This window comes from Nocardia beijingensis NBRC 16342, from assembly GCF_001612785.1.
In the GTDB taxonomy this organism is placed as follows: Bacteria; Actinomycetota; Actinomycetes; order Mycobacteriales; family Mycobacteriaceae; genus Nocardia; species Nocardia beijingensis.
Genome location: NZ_BDBC01000070.1, coordinates 13360 through 33033, shown reverse-complemented (window position 1 = coordinate 33033; position 19674 = coordinate 13360). Strand labels below are relative to the sequence as shown.

General features: G+C 69.5%; 19 protein-coding genes and 1 pseudogene. 14 read left to right on the top strand and 6 right to left on the bottom strand.

Features of this window, described 5'->3' with window-relative positions; all coding sequences use genetic code 11:
* Positions 1-33 precede the first annotated feature (33 nt).
* From NB3_RS31325 to NB3_RS31315, 3 genes are all read left to right on the top strand, one after another.
* Positions 34-1176, top strand: a complete 1143-nt coding sequence (locus NB3_RS31325; protein ID WP_067810467.1) for a glycosyltransferase family 4 protein — start codon at positions 34-36, stop codon at positions 1174-1176.
* 74 nt (positions 1177-1250) lie between these two features.
* A complete protein-coding gene (locus tag NB3_RS31320; protein WP_067810445.1) occupies positions 1251-1955 on the top strand; it encodes a demethylmenaquinone methyltransferase in 705 nt (234 codons plus the stop codon).
* 102 nt (positions 1956-2057) lie between these two features.
* Positions 2058-6215 carry a bifunctional nitrate reductase/sulfite reductase flavoprotein subunit alpha gene (locus NB3_RS31315; RefSeq protein ID WP_067810443.1) on the top strand — a complete coding sequence of 1386 codons (4158 nt, stop codon included), beginning with the start codon at positions 2058-2060 and terminating at the stop codon, positions 6213-6215.
* Between the two features lie 12 nt (positions 6216-6227).
* Here NB3_RS31315 and NB3_RS31310 read toward each other — a convergent pair whose 3' ends face one another.
* Positions 6228-7262, bottom strand: coding sequence for an aldo/keto reductase (locus NB3_RS31310; protein ID WP_067810441.1), 1035 nt, complete (start codon positions 7260-7262; stop codon positions 6228-6230).
* A gap of 113 nt (positions 7263-7375) precedes the next feature.
* Between NB3_RS31310 and NB3_RS31305 the strand changes: the two genes are divergently transcribed.
* On the top strand, positions 7376-7996 hold the full coding sequence (locus NB3_RS31305) for a TetR/AcrR family transcriptional regulator (RefSeq protein ID WP_067810440.1): 621 nt from the start codon (positions 7376-7378) through the stop codon (positions 7994-7996).
* On the opposite strand, the gene NB3_RS31300 is transcribed toward NB3_RS31305, so the two are convergent.
* Positions 7993-8595, bottom strand: coding sequence for a TIGR03086 family metal-binding protein (locus NB3_RS31300; protein WP_067810439.1), 603 nt, complete (start codon positions 8593-8595; stop codon positions 7993-7995). The two genes, NB3_RS31305 and NB3_RS31300, sit on opposite strands and share 4 nt — an antisense overlap.
* Positions 8596-8721: 126 nt before the next feature.
* Here NB3_RS31300 and NB3_RS31295 point away from each other — a divergent pair, with 126 nt between their 5' ends.
* Together NB3_RS31295 and NB3_RS31290 are read left to right on the top strand one after the other, a co-directional pair.
* Positions 8722-8970 (top strand): DUF8836 family protein, encoded by a 249-nt coding sequence (locus NB3_RS31295; RefSeq protein WP_067810435.1) that lies wholly within the window; start codon positions 8722-8724, stop codon positions 8968-8970.
* A gap of 129 nt (positions 8971-9099) precedes the next feature.
* Positions 9100-9336 (top strand): Rv3202a family protein, encoded by a 237-nt coding sequence (locus tag NB3_RS31290; protein ID WP_067810433.1) that lies wholly within the window; start codon positions 9100-9102, stop codon positions 9334-9336.
* A gap of 8 nt (positions 9337-9344) precedes the next feature.
* On the opposite strand, the gene menD is transcribed toward NB3_RS31290, so the two are convergent.
* The 3 genes from menD to NB3_RS31275 all read right to left on the bottom strand — a co-directional run bounded on the left by menD (position 9345) and on the right by NB3_RS31275 (position 12556).
* The gene (menD, locus tag NB3_RS31285; RefSeq protein ID WP_067810431.1) at positions 9345-10988 is read right to left on the bottom strand and encodes a 2-succinyl-5-enolpyruvyl-6-hydroxy-3-cyclohexene-1-carboxylic-acid synthase; all 1644 of its coding nucleotides are present in this window, start codon (positions 10986-10988) and stop codon (positions 9345-9347) included.
* 390 nt (positions 10989-11378) lie between these two features.
* Positions 11379-11825 carry a DUF6918 family protein gene (locus NB3_RS31280; RefSeq protein ID WP_039802041.1) on the bottom strand — a complete coding sequence of 149 codons (447 nt, stop codon included), beginning with the start codon at positions 11823-11825 and terminating at the stop codon, positions 11379-11381.
* A gap of 74 nt (positions 11826-11899) precedes the next feature.
* A complete protein-coding gene (locus NB3_RS31275; RefSeq protein ID WP_067810429.1) occupies positions 11900-12556 on the bottom strand; it encodes a PaaI family thioesterase in 657 nt (218 codons plus the stop codon).
* Positions 12557-12737: 181 nt separating this feature from the next.
* On the opposite strand from NB3_RS31275, the gene NB3_RS31270 reads away from it, so the two are divergent.
* The 3 genes from NB3_RS31270 (at position 12738) to menE (ending at position 15521) form a co-directional block, all read left to right on the top strand.
* Complete coding sequence (locus NB3_RS31270) at positions 12738-13631, top strand: 1,4-dihydroxy-2-naphthoyl-CoA synthase (RefSeq protein ID WP_067810427.1); 894 nt, start codon at positions 12738-12740, stop codon at positions 13629-13631.
* Positions 13631-14023, top strand: a complete 393-nt coding sequence (locus tag NB3_RS31265; protein WP_067810425.1) for a VOC family protein — start codon at positions 13631-13633, stop codon at positions 14021-14023. Before NB3_RS31270 ends, NB3_RS31265 begins: the two co-directional genes overlap by 1 nt.
* A 337-nt stretch (positions 14024-14360) precedes the next feature.
* Positions 14361-15521, top strand: a complete 1161-nt coding sequence (gene menE / locus NB3_RS31260; RefSeq protein WP_067810423.1) for an o-succinylbenzoate--CoA ligase — start codon at positions 14361-14363, stop codon at positions 15519-15521.
* Between the two features lie 148 nt (positions 15522-15669).
* Here the strand turns inward: menE and NB3_RS31255 are convergent, their stop codons facing one another.
* The gene (locus NB3_RS31255) at positions 15670-16098 is read right to left on the bottom strand and encodes an organic hydroperoxide resistance protein (protein WP_067810412.1); all 429 of its coding nucleotides are present in this window, start codon (positions 16096-16098) and stop codon (positions 15670-15672) included.
* Positions 16099-16196: 98 nt separating this feature from the next.
* On the opposite strand from NB3_RS31255, the pseudogene NB3_RS36875 reads away from it, so the two are divergent.
* The 5 genes and pseudogenes from NB3_RS36875 to NB3_RS31235 all read left to right on the top strand — a co-directional run.
* A pseudogene (locus NB3_RS36875) lies at positions 16197-16793 on the top strand (LLM class flavin-dependent oxidoreductase); the annotation flags it as partial.
* Positions 16794-16854: 61 nt separating this feature from the next.
* Positions 16855-17133, top strand: a complete 279-nt coding sequence (locus tag NB3_RS36460; protein WP_244892158.1) for a hypothetical protein — start codon at positions 16855-16857, stop codon at positions 17131-17133.
* Positions 17130-17834, top strand: a complete 705-nt coding sequence (locus NB3_RS36455) for an alpha/beta fold hydrolase (RefSeq protein ID WP_067810411.1) — start codon at positions 17130-17132, stop codon at positions 17832-17834. Before NB3_RS36460 ends, NB3_RS36455 begins: the two co-directional genes overlap by 4 nt.
* A gap of 4 nt (positions 17835-17838) precedes the next feature.
* Entirely contained in the window at positions 17839-18525 is a 687-nt protein-coding gene (locus NB3_RS31240; RefSeq protein WP_067810409.1) for a winged helix-turn-helix transcriptional regulator, read from the top strand.
* A 115-nt stretch (positions 18526-18640) separates the two neighbouring features.
* On the top strand, positions 18641-19633 hold the full coding sequence (locus tag NB3_RS31235) for an ATP-binding cassette domain-containing protein (RefSeq protein WP_067810407.1): 993 nt from the start codon (positions 18641-18643) through the stop codon (positions 19631-19633).
* The last annotated feature ends 41 nt before the right edge of the window (positions 19634-19674 follow it).

Below are 19674 nucleotides of genomic sequence, written 5' to 3'. Positions count from 1 at the left end.
GGGTGGCGCGGTGCGACGGTCAGGCTGGAAGACGTGCGTGTAGTGATCGTCGCGGAGTCGTTCCTGCCGAACATGAACGGCGTCGTCAACTCGGTGCTGCGGGTGCTCGAACACCTGGACCGGAACGGGCACGACGCGCTGGTCATCGCGCCCGACACCCCGCGCGGGCAGCCTGCGGCACCGCGCCACTACGAGCGCTTCCCGGTCCACCGCGTCCCCGCGGTCATGGTCCCGAAGATCAGTTCGCTGCCGGTCGGGCTGCCACAGCCTGGCATCGTCTCGGCCATCGAGGACTTCGGGGCCGATGTGGTCCACCTGGCGTCGCCGTTCCTGCTCGGCGCCGGCGGTCTCGGCGCGGCATTACGGCTGGATCTGCCCACGGTCGCGGTGTACCAGACCGACGTGGCGGGTTTCGCCAAGAGCTATGGGCTCGGGCTGGCCAGCCGCGCCGCCTGGGGTTGGACCCGGCGCATCCACGAGGGCGCCACCCGTACGCTCGCTCCGTCCAGTGCCGCGGCGGAGGACCTGATCAGGCACGGCATACCGCGCGTGCACCGGTGGGGGCGAGGGGTGGACATCGCGCGGTTCACGCCGCGCGCCCGCTGCGCCGAACTGCGGGACGCCTGGCTCGCCGGTCGTGATCGGCTGCTGGTCGGTTTCGTGGGGCGGCTCGCACCGGAGAAGCACGTCGAGCGGCTCGCGGTGCTGGCCGCCGACCCGGATATCCAGCTGGTGATCGTCGGCGACGGGCCGGAGCGCAGGCGGCTGGCCCGGCTGATGCCGACCGCGGTGTTCACCGGCGAACTCGGCGGTGGCGCGCTGGCGCGGGCGTACGCCAGCCTGGACGTCATGGTGCACGCGGGCGAGCACGAGACGTTCTGCCAGGGCGTGCAGGAGGCGCTGGCCTCGGGCGTCCCGGTGATCGGTCCCGACGCGGGCGGCCCGCGCGACCTGATCGCGCACTGCCGCAACGGCTACCTGCTCCCGGTGGACCGGTTCGGCGAGCTGCTGCCGAGTGCCGTCGGGGCGCTGCACGATGCGCGGCTGCGGACCCGGTTCGCCGGTGCGGCGCGGAAGTCGGTGCTGTCCCGGACCTGGCCCGCGATCTGCGCCCAGCTGATGGGCCACTACGCCGAAGTGACCGGCACGCGGATTCGGTTGCCGCATACGGCTTGATCCCGGCCGGAACGTGACGGAGGTATCCACGCGCCGCGCTCGGTTCGTAACAGACCGCGAGTTAGGGTCTTGGCGTGGCGAAAACGCAATCGAACCGTGCCTCGCTGGACAAGCAGCCGCATGAGGTCGCGGCGATGTTCGACGGCGTCGCCCGGCGTTACGACCTGACCAACACGGTGATCTCCGCCGGGCAGGATCGCTACTGGCGCTGGGCGACCCGCAAGGCGCTGGCGGCACGGCCGGGCGAGCGGCTGCTCGATCTCGCCGCAGGCACCGGTGTATCGACGCTGGAACTGCAGAAATCCGGCGCTTGGTGCCTGGCGGCCGACTTCTCCAAGGGCATGCTCAGCGCGGGACGGTTCCGCGACGTGCCGATGGTGGCGGCGGACGCGATGGCGCTGCCCTTCGCCGACGACTCCTTCGACGCGGTGACCATCTCGTTCGGGCTGCGCAACGTGGCCGACACCGACCTCGCCCTGCGCGAGATGCTGCGGGTCACCAAGCCCGGCGGCAGGCTGGTGGTGTGCGAGTTCTCCGCACCGGTGCTGCCGGTGTTCCGCACGGTCTACCTGGAGTACTTGATGAAAGCGCTGCCCAAGGTGGCGCGCGTGGTGAGCAGTAACCCCGACGCCTACGTCTACCTGGCCGAATCGATCTCCGAGTGGCCCAATCAGCGCAGACTGGCGATCCGGATCGCGGCGAACGGGTGGTCGTCGGTGCAGTGGCGCAACCTCACCGGGGGCGTGGTGGCCCTGCACCGGGCCTACAAGCTGGGCTGATCCGGAGACATCGATCACACCTCACCGGCCGATCCGGAAGCGGTGAGGAGGAATGTCACCTGCCGCTAACGCGAGGTAAATCCGGCGCAATCGGCGGTCCGCATGATCGGAGACATGACCGATCCACTGACCGGCCGCGGCGACGGCACCGCCAGAACGGCGTGCTCGTACTGCGGCGTGGGCTGCGGGATCACCGTGTCGACCGCCGACGGCGCGGGCAAGCCGGTGATCGCCAAGGTCAGCGGCGACAAGCTGCATCCAGCGAACGCGGGCAGGCTGTGCACCAAGGGAGCGACGCACGCGGAGTTGATGCGCACGCCTGGGCGGATGGAGACCGCTTACCGGCGCTTCGAGCGCGGCCAGGTTCCGGTGCCGTTTCCGGTCGACGAGGCCGTCCACGAGGCCGCCGCCCGGTTGCGCGCGATCCTCGACGAGCACGGGCCGGACGCGATCGCGCTGTACGTCTCCGGGCAGATGTCGCTGGAGGCTCAGTACCTCGCGACCAAACTCGCCAAGGGTTATCTGCGCACGGTGCACATCGAGGCGAACTCGCGGCTGTGCATGGCAGGCGCGGGCACCGGATACAAGCAGTCGCTCGGCGCGGACGGGCCGCCCGGCTCCTACGACGACTTCGAGCACGCGGACCTGTTCTTCGTCATCGGCGCGAACATGGCCGACTGCCATCCCATCCTCTTCCTGCGGATGGCCGATCGGCTCAAGGCCGGAGCGAAGCTCATCGTGGTCGATCCGCGCCGCACCGAGACCGCCGCGCGCGCCGACCTGTTCCTGCAGATCGCGCCCGGCACGGATCTCGCGCTGCTCAACGGCCTGCTGCACCTGCTGGTGGCGGGCGGACACATCGACGCCGAGTTCATCGCCGAGCACACCGAGGGCTGGGACGCGATGCCGGAGTTCCTGGCCGACTATCCGCCGGAGCGGGTGGCGGAGATCACCGGCTTGGCCGAGGCCGACATCCGGACCGCCGCCGAGTGGATCGGCGCGGCGGGCGAGTGGATGTCGCTGTGGACGATGGGACTCAACCAGTCCACGCACGGCACCTGGAACACCAACGCGCTGTGCAATCTGCACCTGGCCACCGGCGCGATCTGCCGTCCCGGCAGCGGGCCGTTCTCGCTCACCGGTCAGCCGAACGCGATGGGCGGGCGCGAGATGGGGTACATGGGCCCCGGCCTGCCCGGTCAGCGCAGCCTGCTCTCCGCGGCGGACCGCACGTTCGTGGAGACCGTGTGGGAACTGGAGCCAGGCACCCTGCGCACCGAAGCCGGGCCCGGCACGGTGGAGATGTTCCGCGGGCTGGCCGAAGGCACGATCAAAGCGGCCTGGATCATCTGCACCAACCCCGTCGCCACCGTGTCGAATCGAAAGACCGTGATCGCGGGGCTGGAGGCGGCCGAACTGGTGATCGCCCAGGACGCCTACACCGAGACCGCGACCAACGCCTACGCCGACCTGCTGCTACCCGCCACGCTCTGGGCGGAAGCCGATGCGGTGATGGTGAACTCCGAACGCAACCTGACCCTGCTGCAACAGTCGGTGCCGCCGATCGGCGACGCGCGCCCGGATTGGCGGATCATCGCCGACGTCGCCACCGCCATGGGCTTCCCCGGCTTCGACTTCGCCTCCAGCGCCGAGGTGTTCGACGAGATCAAGCGGTTCGCGAATCCCGCCACCGGCTATGACCTGCGCGGCGTGAGTTATGCGGCGCTGCGCGAAGGGCCGATGCAGTGGCCGTGCGCGGAGCCGGACCGCAGGCGCAATCCGATCCGTTACGTCAACGACGGAGTGAGCCAGACGCTGTTCGTCGACGAGAACGGCCACCGGCCCCGGCTGGCTTTCGCCACGCCGAGCCGCCGCGCCGTGTTCTGGCCCCGCCCGCACATGCTGCCGGAGGAGATGCCCGACGACGACTACCCGTTCCTGCTGAACACCGGCCGCCTGCAACACCAGTGGCACACGATGACCAAGACCGGCAAGATCGACAAGCTGACCAAGCTGACCGGCACGCCGTTCGTCGAGGTGCATCCGGCCGACGCCGAGCGGCTCGGCCTGCGCGCGGACGACCAGCTCGAGATCGCCTCCCGCCGTGGCCGCGCCGTGCTGCCGGTGCGGATCAGCGACCGGGTGCGGCCGGGCGATTGTTTCGTGCCGTTCCATTGGAACGACGAGCACGGCGAATACCTGACCATCAACGCGGTCACCAACGACGCGGTCGATCCGGCCTCGCTGCAACCGGAGTTCAAGGCGTGCGCGGTGGCGTTGCGCCGGGTGGCTTCGGTGCCGAAGCCGCAGGCTCCCGCCGCGTTGCCCGTGGCAGAGGCGGCGCACCCGCTGGCCGCCGTGCTCGGTCTCGACAGCGGCACAGCACCCACGCTCAGCGAGACCGAGCGGATCTACCTCAGCGGCTATCTCGCTGCGCTGCAAGCGCTTCCGGTGACCGGTCAGCCGGTGCTGCCGGATTCGGCGCCGATGTCCGCGCACACCAGGCTGTGGGTCGACGGACTGCTGGCCGGGATGTATTCGCGTGGTGCGGCGACCACGACGGAGGCGAACGACGCGCGCACGGTCACCGTCCTGTGGGCCTCGCAGACCGGCACCGCCGAAGAGTTCGCCGCCGCCGTCGCCGCGCACCTCGCCGAGCACGACTTCACACCGCGACTATCGGATCTGGACTCCTGCGACCCCGGCGCGCTCCAGGGCGACGTGCTGGTGGTCAGCAGCACGTTCGGCGACGGAGGGCCGCCGGACAACGGAGCCGATTTCTGGGATCGGCTGGCCGAGAGCGTCGTGCGGCTGACCGGTGTGCGCTACGCCGTGTTCGCGCTCGGCGACTCCTCCTATGACGACTTCTGCGGTTACGGCCGCAAACTCGACCGCAAATTCGCCGAACTGGGCGCGACCAGGCTGCTCCCCCGCGTCGACAGTGAGCCCGACTACGCAGACGCGGCGCGGCGCTGGCTCGATGACGTGCTGGTCGCTCTGGGCGAGGGCCCCTCGCCCGATGTGCCGGTGGGCGGCGAAACCGGCCCCGGCCGTCCAGTGCCCCGTGGCGGTGGGGTGGCCACGGTGGAGCTGCCGAGCGTCGCCCCGGCGCCCGCCCGCACTCGCACCGCGCCGTTCACCCGCAACGCGCCGGTTCGGGCCGCTCTGGTACGCAACGAGTTGCTTTCGGCCGTGGGATCACCGAAAGAGGTGCGCCGCTTCGCGTTCGATCTGCGTGGCTCGGACGCCAGGTACGAGGTGGGCGATTCGCTGGGCGTGCGGCCGGTGAACAACGCCGCTCTGGTCACCGAATGGCTTGCCGCCACCGGGCTGGACGGCCGCAGGACGGTCGAGGTCGACTCGCGGGAAATCCCCCTCGCCGATGCGCTGCGCACGCACTTCGACATCACCAAGGTCGGCCCGGATCTGCTCGGCTTCCTCGCCGAGCGCAACCCCAGCGGCAAACTCGCCAAACTGCTGCGCCGGGACAACCGCAACGAGCTGGCGAACTACCTGTGGGATCGGCAGGCCGTGGACGTGCTGCGCGATTTCCCCGTGCGAGCCGATCTGGTGGAGTGGCTCGGCACCATGAAGAAGCTGCAGCCGCGCCAGTATTCGATCTCGTCGAGCCCGCTGGTCAGCCCGGACGAGGTCGAGCTGACCGTCGGCATCGTGCGCTACGGCGACCCGGCGGCCACCGGTTCGGCGGCGCGGCGCGGCGGTGTGTGTTCGACTTTCCTGGCCGATTTCGCCGACGCCCCGGTGCCGATCTTTTTGCAGCGCGCACCGCATTTCCGTCCTCCGTCCGACCCCACAGCACCGATGATCATGGTTGGCCCCGGCACCGGCATCGCCCCCTTCCGCGGCTTCTTGCAGGAGCGCAGGGCCCTCGGATGCACCGGCCGGAACTGGCTGTTCTTCGGCGATCAGCATGCGGCGCACAACTTCTACTACCGCGCCGAGTTGGAGGACATGTTCCGTTCCGGCTTCCTCACCCGCCTCGACCTGGCCTTCTCCCGCGACCAGCGGGAGCGGATCTACGTGCAGCACCGCATGATCGAGCACGGCGCGGAGCTGTGGTCCTGGCTGCGCGACGGCGCCCACCTCTACGTCTGTGGCGACGCCAGCCGCATGGCCAAGGACGTCGACGAAGCGCTCCTGCGAATCGCCCGCATCCACGGCAAGCTCGACGAGGACGGCGCCCTGGCGTTCAAAAAGCAGCTCATCGCCGAAAAGCGTTACGTCCGCGACGTGTACTGACAGCGATTCCGTTCACACCGCGGGCGGGTTGAGGCGGGTGAAGTCCGGGAGGCGGTAGTACGGGTAGTAGGGGTAGGGCGGGGTGGTGGCGCTGACCTTGTCGAGGCGGGCGATCTGGTCGGCGTCGAGTTCCCAGCCGATCGCGCCCAGGTTCTGGCGCAGTTGCTCCTCGTTGCGGGCGCCGACGATGACCGTGGCGACGGTGGGGCGGCGCAGCAGCCAGTTGAGGGCGATCTGCGGGACGGTCTTGCCGGTTTCGGCGGCCAGCTCGTCGAGGACGTCCACCACGTCGTAGAGCTTGTCGTCGTCCACCGGCGGGCCTGCCTCAGCGGTCCGGTGCAGGCGGCTGCCCTCCGGAAGTGGTTGCCCGCGGCGGATCTTGCCGGTGAGCCTGCCCCAGCCAAGCGGACTCCAGACCACCGCGCCGACGCCTTGGTCGCGGCCGAGCGGCATGAGTTCCCATTCGTAGTCGCGCCCGACCAGCGAGTAGTAGACCTGATGCGCGACGTACCTGGTCAGCCCGTTGCGATCCGCCACGGCAAGCGATTTCATCAACTGCCAGCCCGCGAAGTTCGACGCGCCGACGTAACGGATCTTGCCGGCGCGCACCAGATCGTCCAGCGCGGCGACGACTTCCTCCACCGGTGTGCCCGCGTCGAACGCGTGCAGCTGGAACAGATCGATGTAGTCGGTGCCCAACCTGCGCAGCGATCCCTCCACCGCACCGATCAACCTGGCCCGCCCGGAACCCGCGTCCCGCGCCCCCGGTCCGGTCGGCAGTGTCGCCTTGGTGGACAACAGCACCCGATCCCGCCTGCCCTTGACGGCGGCACCGAGCACCTCCTCGGAGGCTCCGTCGGAATAGACGTCGGCGGTGTCGAACATCGTCACACCCGCGTCCAGACTGATGTCGACCAGCCGTCGCGCCTGTTCGGCATCGGTGTCGCCCCACGCGCCGAACAGCTCGCCGCGACCGCCGAAGGTGCCTGCGCCGAAGCTCAAGGCCGGGACGTGCAGGCCCGATGCGCCGAGCCGCCGGTACTCCATCTGCGCATCCGTCGTCCGTACGTTCACTGGACCGCCCTCCTAAAGGGTCTATAGTTCCGTTAACACTTCGAACGGTACACCCATCCGCGCATAAATGAAACTGGAGTCCCGTTATGGCAATGGAAGAGGCGACGCCCGGCTCGATCCGGCCCGGTGGACGGACCGCACGCGTCCGCGCGGCCGTCCTGCGAGCCGCGGGTGACCTGCTCGCCGAGCGAGGCTTCGCCCACCTCGATCTCGCCGAGGTCGCGACGCGCGCCGAGGTCGGCAAGACCACCGTCTACCGCCGCTGGCGCACGCCAACCGGCCTGATCGCCGACCTGCTGGACGAGATGGCCGAGCAGTCGCTACCGCACGCCGACACCGGCTCGCTCCTCGGCGACCTCACCGCCAACGCCCGCCTGGTGGCGAAAACCTTGTCCGATCCCCGCCAGGGCAGGCTCTTCCGCGCCGTGATCGCGGCCGCCACCTGCGACGAGTCCGCCGCGGCCGCCCTGCGCCGCTTCTACGACGTTCGCCTCACCGAATGGTCGGCCTGTGTCGCGGCGGCGATCACGCGCGGCGAAGCGCCCGAGCGCACCGACGCGCGCGCCGTGCTGTCGGCGGTGTCGGCGCCGCTGTACTACCGGCTGCTCGCCAGCGGCGACCCGATCGATGACGCCGTGGCCGACACCGCCGCCCGCGCCGCCGTCGACGCCGTACGGGCGGGCACGTTCGTGCCCACCGCCGACTAACCGAGCACCGCTCCGCTGTCCCGCGCCGACCAGTCGGCGCGGCGGCCGGTGAGAGCGAGGACTCGCTCCAGAGCGGTGGCATCGGCCGTCACCGGCAGCACCGGCCCGAACAGACCGGGCACCCCTTCGGCGGGCGTGTCTCGCAGCATGTCCAACAGGGTCGCCGCATCTCCGGCGGCACACGAGAAGGGCTGGCCGGTGGCCTTCGCGAGGTCCCAGCCGTGCACGACCACCTCGTCCAAGCCGATCCTGGCCATCACGGGGGCGGGCTCGCTCACTCCCCCTGCCTCCGTCACGCCGTCCCAGGCCGCCGGCTCCCGCCACGCCGCCACCAAGGCGTCGAGCTGCGCCGGAATGCGCTCACGCCAATCCTCCGGCAGGGCGCGCTCCGCGGGCGGCGCCGGCGGCACCGAACCACCGACCGCCTCCTTCGTGGCCGCCTGCCGGAACGCCTCGGTCAGATCGACCACGTGGGCGAGCAGATCGCGGACCGTGGTGTCGACGCACGGCGTCGCGGCGGCGAGCTGATCGTCGGTTATGCCGCCGACCACGGTCGCCAACGCGGCTGCGGCGGGCTCGAAGTCGAACTCGGGGTTCATCTGGCCTCCTCGGGTGTGGGACGTCTCCGGATATACAGACGGCGCGAGGCGCCGAAACTGATCGGCGAGCCGTTCCGAGATCAACCCGTAGCAGCGAAAAGCCCTGGAAAAGCGGACAATTGAAAGATGAAGGGTGATCGGGTGGAGATCGTCGTCGACGTCGGCGACGGGTCCAGGAGTTATGAGATCGCGGCCACCCGAGCGGGGCGGCGAGTCGAGGTACGGATCGCGCGAGGGGTGGTCGAAGTGAGCGAAGTGACGCGATCCGGGACGGCGGTGCGGACCGCGCGGTTCATGGCCGGGCGCATGCTCGCGCTGGTCGAACACCCCGCGGACGCGACTGCGCCGCGGGCGGGCGAAGAGCCACAACCGTAAGCCTGTAGTGCTTGCTCTGTGGCCCGGCCGCGGGCATCCTCGATGCAGTCGGAGTTGATCGTCCGCCTCGATTGCGGCGTGCCACGACGGGTATGCCGAGCGAGAGGCCTACGCGGAGAGGAGCGCACGATGTCAGATCCCCTTGCCGACGCGGTCCCTGAGGCCGATCTCGCCGAGCAGTCGGTTCCGGCGTATCCGGAGGAGCCGGTGCTCGCCGACGACCTGCCCGAGCAGGATGAGCAGGACGAGTTCGTCGGACGGGCGGCTCTGGAGCGCGACACCTTCGAGGCGAACCCGGCGGACGTGATCGAACAGTCCATCGCCGTTCCGATGGATGACGATCCCGAGGAGGAATTCGACTTCTGACCGCCCGGTCAGGGTTGAATTCCGGCCCGCACCGTCGCGTGCAGTTCCCGCAGGCTGGACCGCTCGGTGGCCACCTCGAGCACCCGCATGCCATGCGCGTGCGCGGTCAGCTCGACGGCCAGCTGCTGCGGGTCCACCTGCCGGTGCGGGATGCGATAGGCGGCGCACAGGGCGGCCAGGTCCATGCCGTGCGGGGTGCCGAAGACCCGTTCGAACACGCCCGCGTATTGCGGGTCGCCCTGCTCGAGCAGTTCGAAGATGCCGCCGCCGTCGTCGTTGGCGACGACGATGGTCAGGTCCGAGGGCCGCGGTTCGCCCGGCCCGATCAGCAGGCCGGACGCGTCGTGCAGGAAGGTCAGGTCACCGATCAGCGCGATGGTGCGCCCGTCGTGGTGCAAAGCGGCGCCCACCGCGGTGGAGACCGTGCCGTCGATACCCGCCACGCCTCGATTCGACAGCACCCTGACGCCGGGACGCGGATGCGACACCAGCGCCGCGTCCCGGACCGGGTTCGAGGCGCCGAGCAGCAGTTGGTCGCCGTCGCGCAGCGCGTCCATCACGACCGCGGCCACGTGCAGCCCGGTGGGTTTCGGGTGGCGTGCGAGTTCGGCACGCACCACCTGGTCGGCTTTCGCGTTCAGTTCGCGGCACTGCTCCAGCCATTGCGGCCTCGGGGCCCCGACGGTGACGGCGCGGGTGCCGGTGCCGACCACGTTGCCGGACACGTCGGGCCACCGCGGACCGGTGGTGAGCGCGTAGACCCGGATGTCCGGGTCGGCGAGCACCTTCGACACCTGCCGGTGCAGGGTCGGGCGGCCGGTGATGATCGCCTGCGCCGGTCGCAGCAGCGACAGTGCGAGCGGATGGAGCGCGGGACCGTGCATGGGGGCGGTGGGCTCGGCGACGGTCGGCAGGCCCGCCAGTTCCGGCCGCAGACCCGCGCCGTGTCCGGAGATCACGACCGTGTCCGGTGTGAGGTCGAGATCGAGTGGCACGTCCAAGGTGGCGTACTGGGTCTCGGTCCAGGCACAGTCGCCCGCGCGCCCCACCGGAGCCGTCTCACCCGGCGCCAGGTCGGGAACCAAAGGCTCACGCAGCGGGACGTCGAAGTGCACCGGGCCCGCGTTGCCGGAGCGGGTGCCGCGCGCCGCCGCCAGCACCCGGCAGACCGCCGAACGCCACTGGCTGTTCTGCTGGCCGTACGGCGGGTGCTCGGCGTCGCCCGCCTCCTCCTCCGCCAGACCGAGTGAGATGGTCGCGCGCACCTGGCTGCCGAACAAGCCGAACTGCTCGACGGTCTGGTTGGCGCCGGAGCCGAGCAACTCGTAGGGCCGGTTCGCGCTCAGCACCACCAGCGGGACGCGGGCGTAGTTCGCCTCCAGCACGGCGGGCCCGAGATTGGCCACCGCGGTGCCCGAGGTCATCACGACCGGGACCGGAAGGCTGCTCGCGAGCGCGAGCCCGATGGCGAGGAAGCCCGCCGTTCGCTCGTCGATCCGCATGTGCAGGCGCAGTCGCCCGGCCGAATCGGCGGCTTGCAGGGCGAACGCCAGCGGAGCGTTCCGGGAGCCGGGGCACAGGACGACATCCCGCACGCCCCCGCGCACCAGTTCGTCGACGACGACCTGCGCTTGTGCTGTAGACGGGTTCACGCCTCCAGACTGGCAGACAGTCACCTGGAAGTCCCCGGCGGGAGGTTCGCAATCACACTGTGTCGTCGCCCACGGGGGTGGCGTGCAGTCCCCAGAGGCAGGGCTCAAATCGCAACCCTGCCTCGTCACGCAACGGCACTAGCACAACTACCGGTTTCGAGCGAAGCGAGACCGAGCATGCGCCGTTCGCGGCCCGGCTCGTATCCGAGTGGCCGCCGCGTCCGCGACGAAGTCGCAAGCGGTGGTCGCTCGGATGCGAGCCATAAGGGGGCCGCGAACACCCAGCGCCGCAGGCGCTGGAAAAACCAACACAGCCCGGCTCGTATCCGAGTGGCCGCCGCGTCCGCGACGAAGTCGCAAGCGGTGGTCGCTCGGATACGAGGCCGAGAATTACTTCGCGTGCTTCTCGATCAGGTCGCCGACCCGCGGCAGCGCCTCGATGACGTTCTTCTTCGCCGAGGAACGCATCGAGGAGTAGACCTTCTGCAGGGCAGGGCGGCTGGAGGCCTCGGCGCGGGCGTCGGTGACGGCGAGCAACGCCTCGGCGACCTCGTCGGACTTGGCGACGAGCAGGTCGGCGAACTTGCCGGTGCCCGAGGCCGTGTACTCCTGCCAGAACGGCTCCAGCTGCGCGACCAGCTTGGGCGCCAACGACTCCAGCGCATCGGGCACGATGGACGGGCTGATCTTCTTGACCGCCGCGTAGCCACCCTTCACAGCCAGGCCGGACGCACCACCCTTGTCCGACACCTCGGCGTCGAGAACCTCGACGGCATCGGCAAGGAAAGCCGGGCGCTTCGCGTCGTCGAGCAGGGATTCAGACAGTGCTGCAACCACTTTCAGGTTCCTCCGGATCGGTATCGATGAACGAGCGAGGGCAACTATACGTGCCCGCGCCAGCATTCACCCGGCTACGGCTGCCACGGTAGCAACTCGACCATCAGTCCTTCGCAGTCGGCGAGGAGATCGCCCTGCTCATCGAGCAATTCGGCGGTGATAAAAGTTTTTCGCCCTTCGATACGGTCGACCCGTCCGCGAACCGTCAGTTCCGTTTCGAGCGGAGTGATCTTGCGGTAGTTGACGTGAAGGTACGCGGTGCGGCTGATCGGCCGTCCGGCGTAGTGCACGATCATGCCGAGCAGGTCGTCGAACAGCAGCGGCAGCACACCGCCGTGCGCGGCTCCGTTCCCGCCGAGATGGAATCGGCGGAACACACCCGTCATCTCGATGCCGTCCGGCCCCGCCGCGACCACCTGCCACGGCAGCAGCAGAAGGCTTCCCCGCCCTGGCAATTCGACGGCGCGGCCCGCCGGGCCTTGCAATTCGGGCGCGCGGTAGGGCTCGAGCAGGTCGATCAGCTCGCGAGCTTTGGCTTGCGCGGCCCCGAAGACCTCGTCCGGCGCGTCCACGGACACCGCGAGATCCTGCAACGTCCGCATGGCGTCCACGAATCCGCCGAAGTTCGGCCCGACCTTCGCGGACGTGACCTTCGGGAACCCGCCGTGCTTCTCGTACCGGGATCGGTCCACCGCGCTCCGGTCGATAACCGGTTTCACTTGCTCGCTCATACCTGCACGGTAACGCGTAGTTTTACACCGTCAAATCGAGGTCCCGGCGACCTGGCGCGAAGATCCGGGATCAGGGGCTGGCCTCCCTTGCCTCCGAGACCGATGGCCTACACGCTCCGGGTCGTCGCTGTGCACAGGCCCGACCACGACTTTCGAGACCAGCGAGACCTAGCATTGCCCGGTGACGTTCAATCCGAAGCTGTGGCGCCCCGTTCCGGGATTCGAGAACCTGACCGACATCACCTATCACCGGCACATCGAGCAGGGCACCGTGCGTGTCGCGTTCGACCGGCCGGAGGTGCGCAACGCGTTCCGCCCGCACACGGTCGACGAACTCTATCGGGCACTCGATCACGCGCGGATGACCTCGGACGTCGGCGCGGTGCTGCTCACCGGCAACGGCCCCAGCCCCAAGGACGGCGGCTGGGCCTTCTGCTCCGGCGGTGACCAGCGCATCCGCGGCCGCAGCGGCTACCAGTACGCCAGCGGCGAGACGGCCGACACGGTCGACCAGGCCCGCGCCGGCCGCTTGCACATCCTCGAGGTGCAGCGGTTGATCCGCTTCATGCCGAAGGTGGTGATCGCGCTGGTGAACGGATGGGCCGCGGGCGGCGGGCACAGCCTGCACGTGGTCTGCGATCTCACCTTGGCCAGCCGCGAACACGCCCGGTTCAAGCAGACCGACGCCGACGTGGGCAGCTTCGACGGCGGCTACGGCAGCGCGTATCTGGCCAAGATGGTCGGCCAGAAGTTCGCCCGCGAGATCTTCTTCCTCGGCCGTCCCTACACCGCCGAGGAGATGCACCAGATGGGCGCGGTGAACAAGGTCGTCGACCACGCCGAGTTGGAGGACGTCGCGCTGGAGTGGACCGCCGACATCAACGGCAAGTCTCCGCAGGCCCAGCGCATGCTGAAGTACGCGTTCAATTTGCTGGACGATGGTCTTGTGGGCCAGCAACTTTTCGCCGGCGAGGCGACGAGGATGGCCTACATGACCGATGAAGCCGTCGAAGGCCGCGACGCGTTCCTGCAGAAGCGCAAGCCGGACTGGACCCCCTACCCCTGGTACTTCTGATGGACATCCTCAGCAGCCGCATCATCCTGCGGCCCGCCGACTACGAGGCCACGCTCGCGTTCTATCGGGACGGGCTGGAACTGGCCGTCGCGCGGGAGTATCCGGGCGGAACGGTGTTCTTCGCTGGACAGTCGCTGATCGAGGTGGCCGGACACGGCGGGTCGGGCGGCTCGTCGTCGTTCGACGGCGCGATCTGGCTTCAGGTGCGCGATGTGTCCGACGCGGCGGCGGAGCTGGCGCTGAAGGGCATCCCGATCGATCGGGCTCCGGTCGAGGAGCCGTGGGGTTTGCACGAGATGTGGGTGCGCGATCCCGACGGTGTGCCGATCGTTCTGGTCGAGGTCCCGCCGACCCATCCCATCCGGCGGGATTCCCGCTGGCAGGAGCCCTAGAAACGGTTCCGTTCGGTAGTAGGGCGGGCCGCATCGAGTTGCCAACGCGTCAACTGGCGAGGACGATAACGCTCGGATGGCCACCCGACCGCCGACGTCCGGGCCGGCTGTGTCCGTGTCCCATCCGACGAGTGAATCGCAGCATCGATGCCTGTCGTACTTGAGCCCCGATCTCACCGGGTGGCCGCGCCACGGGCGCGCCACTCCGGCAAACCGACCCGTTCCGCACGCGGCGGCGCGGGCATGACACGATCCCTATCGTGAGGGAGTGCAGCGAGCGAGCCATAGGCACTGCGGCTCTGGGCAGCACCGAGCCGGGCGAGCGGCGAGGCATGGCATGACCAAGAAACTGCGTACCTTGCCGATGCCGACCGGCTCCGGTCTCGGCGACGTCATGCCGCACCTGCGGGAGGCGCTGGAAGGTAGCGGGACGGCCTGGCTTCCCATTCCCACCAGCGATCGGCGCGAGGCGAGACGCCTGAGCGACGCCTTGTCGCCGGGTGAGCCGATCGACGAGGACATCGCCCTGGTGGTGACCACCTCCGGCACCACGGGCGTGCCGAAGGGCGCGATGCTCAGCTCGGCGGCCCTCCGCGCGAGCGGCACCGCGACCCACGACCGGCTCGGTGGCCCCGGCAACTGGTTGCTGGCCCTGCCGACCCATCACATCGCCGGTATCCAGGTGTTGTTGCGCAGCATCCTGGCGGGGACCGAACCCACCGTGCTGGACGTGTCCGGCGGATTCCTGCCCGAGGCACTCGCGGGCGCCATCTCGGGCATGCGCGGGGAGCGGCGCTACACGTCCTTGGTCCCGACCCAGTTGATCAAAGCGCTGGAATCGCCGGTCGCCACCACCGCGCTGGCCGAACTCGACGGCGTGCTGGTGGGCGGCGCGGCCACTCCCCTGCCGGTTTACGAACGCGCGCGAGCGGCGGGAATCACCGTGGTGCGCACCTACGGCATGAGCGAGACCTGCGGCGGCTGCGTCTATGACGGCGTGCCGCTGGAGGGCACGAAGGTCCGGATCGAAGAGGGCCGGGTGGTGCTGGGCGGCGCAATGATCGCCTCCGGTTACCGCAATCAACCCGACCATCCCGCCTTCGCCGAACCGGGCTGGTTCCGCACCGAAGACGCGGGCACCTTCGACAACGGCGTACTGAGCATCACCGGGCGGCTGGACGAGGCCATCACCACCGGCGGCCTGCTGGTGATCCCGCAGGTGGTCGAGGCCGTGCTGATCAACCACCCGACCATCAGCGAAGTGGTCGTCCTCGGCCTGCCCGACGAACGGCTCGGCCAGCACGTCGCCGTCGCGGTGATCCCCGCCCCCGGCGCCACGCCCAACCTGTCCGAGCTACGCGAATACGTCGCCGCCGAACTGGACTCCATCGCGGCCCCCCGCGAACTCGCCGTCCTCGACGAGTTCCCCCTCCGCGGCCCCGGCAAGCCCGACCGCGCCAAGCTCCGCGAATACCTGCTGGCCGACTCGAACCGCTAGCAGATCACCGGGGCAGCGCCCACCACCGGCGCCGCCCGCGACCGCGCCACCACTGACTCGATCCAGCTACCGAGTGGCAGCGGCACTTCGATGCTCGCTCGATCCGAAACCGGGCATGGATCGAGCGAGCTGGTTTCAGAGCCGGTCGCTACAGCCGGACGTCGTTGACCACCAGGGCGACGGCGATGTTGTTTCGCGTGGCATTGGAGTACGGGCAGACCTGATGGGCCGCTCGGACCAGTTCGATCGCCTGTTCGTCGGTGACCGACGGCAGCCCGATACGCAGTTCGACGCCGAGTTCGAAACGACCGCCGTCGATCGGGATCAGCGCGACCGACGAGTCGATTTCCGCGTCGTCGGCCTTCAGTCCGCCGCGCTGCCCGACGAGGGCGAGCGTCGTCCCGAAGCACGCTGCGTATCCGATCGCGAACAGTTGCTCGGGATTCGCACCCTCCCCGTCACCGCCCAGCTCCTTGGGTTGGCGCAAAGCCAGATCCAGACTTCCGTCGGACGTTCGTCCGCGGCCGTTCCTGCCACCGGTCACGTGCGCCTGCGCTCGGTACAGCACCCTCGTCATCTCGATACCTTTCCTTGCTACTTTTAATTGAACTTCCCACTTCAAAAACAGGAAGTCAAGCGCTACGCTCGGGAACCGGACGACGACCCGGAGGCGAGATGGCAAGGTTGGAAATCGGATACCTGCTGCCGACACGTGACCAAACCGTGCTCGGCGACCACGACCCGAAACGGCTTGTCACACAGGCGCGGCGAGCGGAGCACCTGGGTTTCGACTCGGTGTGGGCCGGCGACAGTCCGGTCACCAGGCCACGCGCGGATCCACTGCTGGTGCTGGCTGCCGCGGCCGAGGCCACCGAGCGGGTCACCCTGGGGACCGCGGTGCTGCTCCCGGCGCTGCGCCATCCGATCCTGCTGGCGCACCAGCTCGCCACACTCGACCGACTGTCGAACGGGCGAGTGATCGCGGGCATGGGCGGCGGGTTTCCGACCCCGGCCACCGAGGCCCAGTTCACCGCGCTGGGTGTCGAATTCACCAGCCGGGTCGGCCGGATGGCGGAGTCGATCGACGCCATGCGCCGACTCTGGTCGGGAGAATCGGTGTCCTATCGGGGGGAGCACTTCGGCTTCGCTGACGTGCGGCTCGCGCCGCCGCCGTCGCGACCGGGTGGTCCGCCGATCTGGCTGGCCGGCAGCGGCGGCCCGGCGATGCGGCGGGTGGCCCGCCTCGCCGATGGGTGGCTGCCCTATCCGACCGAGGCCGCGACCTACCGATGTCATCGAGCGTGCGGGGCCGGCACGACCGGTCACGCGCGCCTTGTACGCGACGTTGTGTCTGGACGAGGACCCGGAGAAGGCACGCGAACGCCTGCGGACGAGTATCCAGGGCTATTACAACGCCCCGCTGGGATTCATCGCGTCGGTGCAGGCGATCTTCGCGGGTACCGCACGCGAGGCCGCGGACTGGCTGGCCGGCTATGCCGCGGCCGGTGCCCGGCACCTGGTGATCAGGCTGGCGACCGCGGACCACGACGCGAGCCTCGAGCAATTCGCCGATCAAGTGCTGCCTTTACTGCGTGCGGAGGATTCACAATGACCACGTTCGTTCTCGTCCACGGCGCCTGGCACGGCCCCTGGGCCTGGGAGCGGGTCGTCCCGCTGCTGCGCGCTGCCGCGGCGCACCCTGTTACCCCCGATATCAGCGCGGTCGGCGACTACGGCCTGCACGACCACGCCGCCATCGTCGCCGCCGCACTCGACGCCGTACCGGACGACGAGGAGATCGTGCTGGTCGGACACAGTTACGCGGGACTGGTCGTGCGGGAAGCAGCCGATGCCCGGCCCGAGGCCGTCGACCACATCGTCCTCGTGGACGGATGGGCGGGGCGGGATGGCGTCGGCATGTTCGATCTGGCCCCCGCCGCTTTCGTCTCGGCGGTCCGCGCGGCGGCCGAGTCGCGCGGGGACGGCCGGCATATCCCCGCACCGCCGACGGAGGCATTCGGCATCGTCGACTCCGGCGACGCGGCCTGGTTGGCCGCGCGCTTGCTTCCGCAACCGCTGCGCACGTTCACCGAAGGCACTCGCCTGGGCGGCGCCGTCGACCGCATCCCCGGCACCGCCATCTACTGCCGCCCGCAGACGTATCCCTTCGCGCGGTTCGGCGCGGCCCTCGGATACCGGACCCGCTCCTTGGACGGGCCCCACGATGTGATGCTCACCCACCCCGAATCGCTCGCCGGGATGCTGCTGGACGCATCTCGCATTCAAAATCGAGAAGTGCGAAGTCTAGAGTGATGAAGTGGACCAGCGGACTTACAACCAGTACTGCGCCACAGCGCGCACCCTGGACCTCGTCGGTGAGCGCTGGACCCTGTTGCTGATCCGCGAGCTGCTCACCGGACCGAAACGGTTCGGTGACCTGCAGGCGGCCCTGCGTGGACTCGGCACCGGGCTTCTCGCGGCCCGGTTGAAGCACCTGGAAGCCGAAGGACTCGCCCGTAAGATCACGCTTCCGCCGCCCGCCCGCACTCCCGCCTACGCGCTCACGGAGGCCGGCGCGGAACTCGCTCCCGCGATTCTGGCGCTGGCCCGATGGGGCTTGAAATGGGCGATGGGACAACCGCGGGAAACCGAAGCCTTCCACCCGGGCTGGGCCGTGCTCGGCCTGCGGGCTTGCTTCGACCCCGACGCCGCGGCAGACCTGCGCGCGGTCTACGAATTCCACATCGACGACGAGGTCTTCCACGCCCGTATCCAGGACGGAACGATCGAGGCGCTACACGGCCCCGCGCAACACCCGGACGCGACCGTCACCATCGGCACTGCCACGTTCCTGCGCCTGACCAGCCAGGAACTCACCCTGGCCGAAGCGATCGAGAGCGGCGAGGCGTCGGCGACCGGCGACAGCGCGGCGCTGCGCCGACTGCGGAACCTGTTCCGGCTGCCGCCCCCGCATACCCGTACAGCGACGCAGCCTGCCCCCTGAAAACCGGTGGTCAACGACTCCCGACGCAAGCCACGAGAGGGCCGCGACGCAGCCGCGGCCGATGTGACAGCGCTGCGCAAGAGCCGTGCAAGTGCGGGCATCCACAGTTGTCCACATGACTTCTTTCGCACCACATTCAGCGCTCGCCGTCGAGGCGGACGGCCTGGTCAAGGTGTTCGGGGAACAGCGGGCCGTCGACGGCGTGAGCCTGGCGGTGCCGCAGGGCTCGGTGTACGGCGTGCTCGGACCGAACGGCGCAGGCAAGACCACGACCATCCGGATGCTCGCGACCCTGTTGCGACCGGACGGCGGCACCGGACGCATCTTCGGCCACGACGTGGTCGCCGAGCCGACGGCCGTCCGCTCGCTCATCGGCGTCACGGGGCAGTACGCCTCGGTCGACGAGGATCTGAGCGCCACCGAGAACCTGATCGTCTTCTCCCGCCTGCTCGGTCTCGGTCGCGTCGAGGCCCGGCGCAAGGCGGCCGAACTGCTGGAGGAATTCGACCTCACCGAGGCGGCGAACAAGCCGCTGCGGCATTTCTCCGGTGGCATGCGGCGCCGCCTCGACCTGGCGGCCAGTCTCATCGCGACGCCGCCGCTGCTGTTCCTCGACGAACCGACGACCGGTCTCGACCCGCGCACCCGCGCCCAGATGTGGGATACCATCCGCCGCCTCGTCCGTGAGGGCGCGACGGTGCTGCTCACCACGCAGTACCTGGACGAGGCCGATCAGCTGGCCGACCGGATCGCGGTGATCGACCACGGCAAGGTGATCGCCGACGGCACGGCCGATGAGCTGAAGGCCTCCGTGGGCGGTTCGTCGCTGCATCTGACCCTGGTCGATCGCGGCCAGCTCGAGGAAGCCCGTCGCATCATCGGCGATTTCCTCGGCGCGGAAGCGCAGATCACGCCGGAGGCGGGGCGGCTCACCGCACCGCTGACGGACGCGGGCGTTACCGCCGATCTGCTGATCCGCCTGCGGGAGTGGGAGATCGGCGTGGACGAGATCACCGTGACCAAGCCCAGCCTGGACGAGGTCTTCCTCACCATCACCGGCCACCCCGCCGACGACACCACCGACGATTCCGCGAAAAGCGCGGCATGAGCGTCCGGACCGCAGGCGTCGGCCTGTGTGACCACCCCGGA

Bases quoted from the DNA above. Each gene is read 5' to 3' on its own strand.
- NB3_RS31295 (WP_067810435.1), top strand. From the start codon at position 8,722: ATGAAGGGTGATCGGGTGGAGATCGTCGTCGACGTCGGCGACGGGTCC.
- NB3_RS31305 (WP_067810440.1), top strand. From the start codon at position 7,376: ATGGCAATGGAAGAGGCGACGCCCGGCTCGATCCGGCCCGGTGGACGG.
- NB3_RS31310 (WP_067810441.1), bottom strand. From the start codon at position 7,262: ATGGAGTACCGGCGGCTCGGCGCATCGGGCCTGCACGTCCCGGCCTTG.
- NB3_RS31255 (WP_067810412.1), bottom strand. From the start codon at position 16,098: ATGACGAGGGTGCTGTACCGAGCGCAGGCGCACGTGACCGGTGGCAGG.
- NB3_RS31290 (WP_067810433.1), top strand. From the start codon at position 9,100: ATGTCAGATCCCCTTGCCGACGCGGTCCCTGAGGCCGATCTCGCCGAG.
- NB3_RS36455 (WP_067810411.1), top strand. From the start codon at position 17,130: ATGACCACGTTCGTTCTCGTCCACGGCGCCTGGCACGGCCCCTGGGCC.
- NB3_RS31315 (WP_067810443.1), top strand. From the start codon at position 2,058: ATGATCGGAGACATGACCGATCCACTGACCGGCCGCGGCGACGGCACC.
- NB3_RS31265 (WP_067810425.1), top strand. From the start codon at position 13,631: ATGGACATCCTCAGCAGCCGCATCATCCTGCGGCCCGCCGACTACGAG.
- NB3_RS31275 (WP_067810429.1), bottom strand. From the start codon at position 12,556: ATGAGCGAGCAAGTGAAACCGGTTATCGACCGGAGCGCGGTGGACCGA.
- NB3_RS31300 (WP_067810439.1), bottom strand. From the start codon at position 8,595: ATGAACCCCGAGTTCGACTTCGAGCCCGCCGCAGCCGCGTTGGCGACC.
- NB3_RS31235 (WP_067810407.1), top strand. From the start codon at position 18,641: ATGACTTCTTTCGCACCACATTCAGCGCTCGCCGTCGAGGCGGACGGC.
- menE (WP_067810423.1), top strand. From the start codon at position 14,361: ATGACCAAGAAACTGCGTACCTTGCCGATGCCGACCGGCTCCGGTCTC.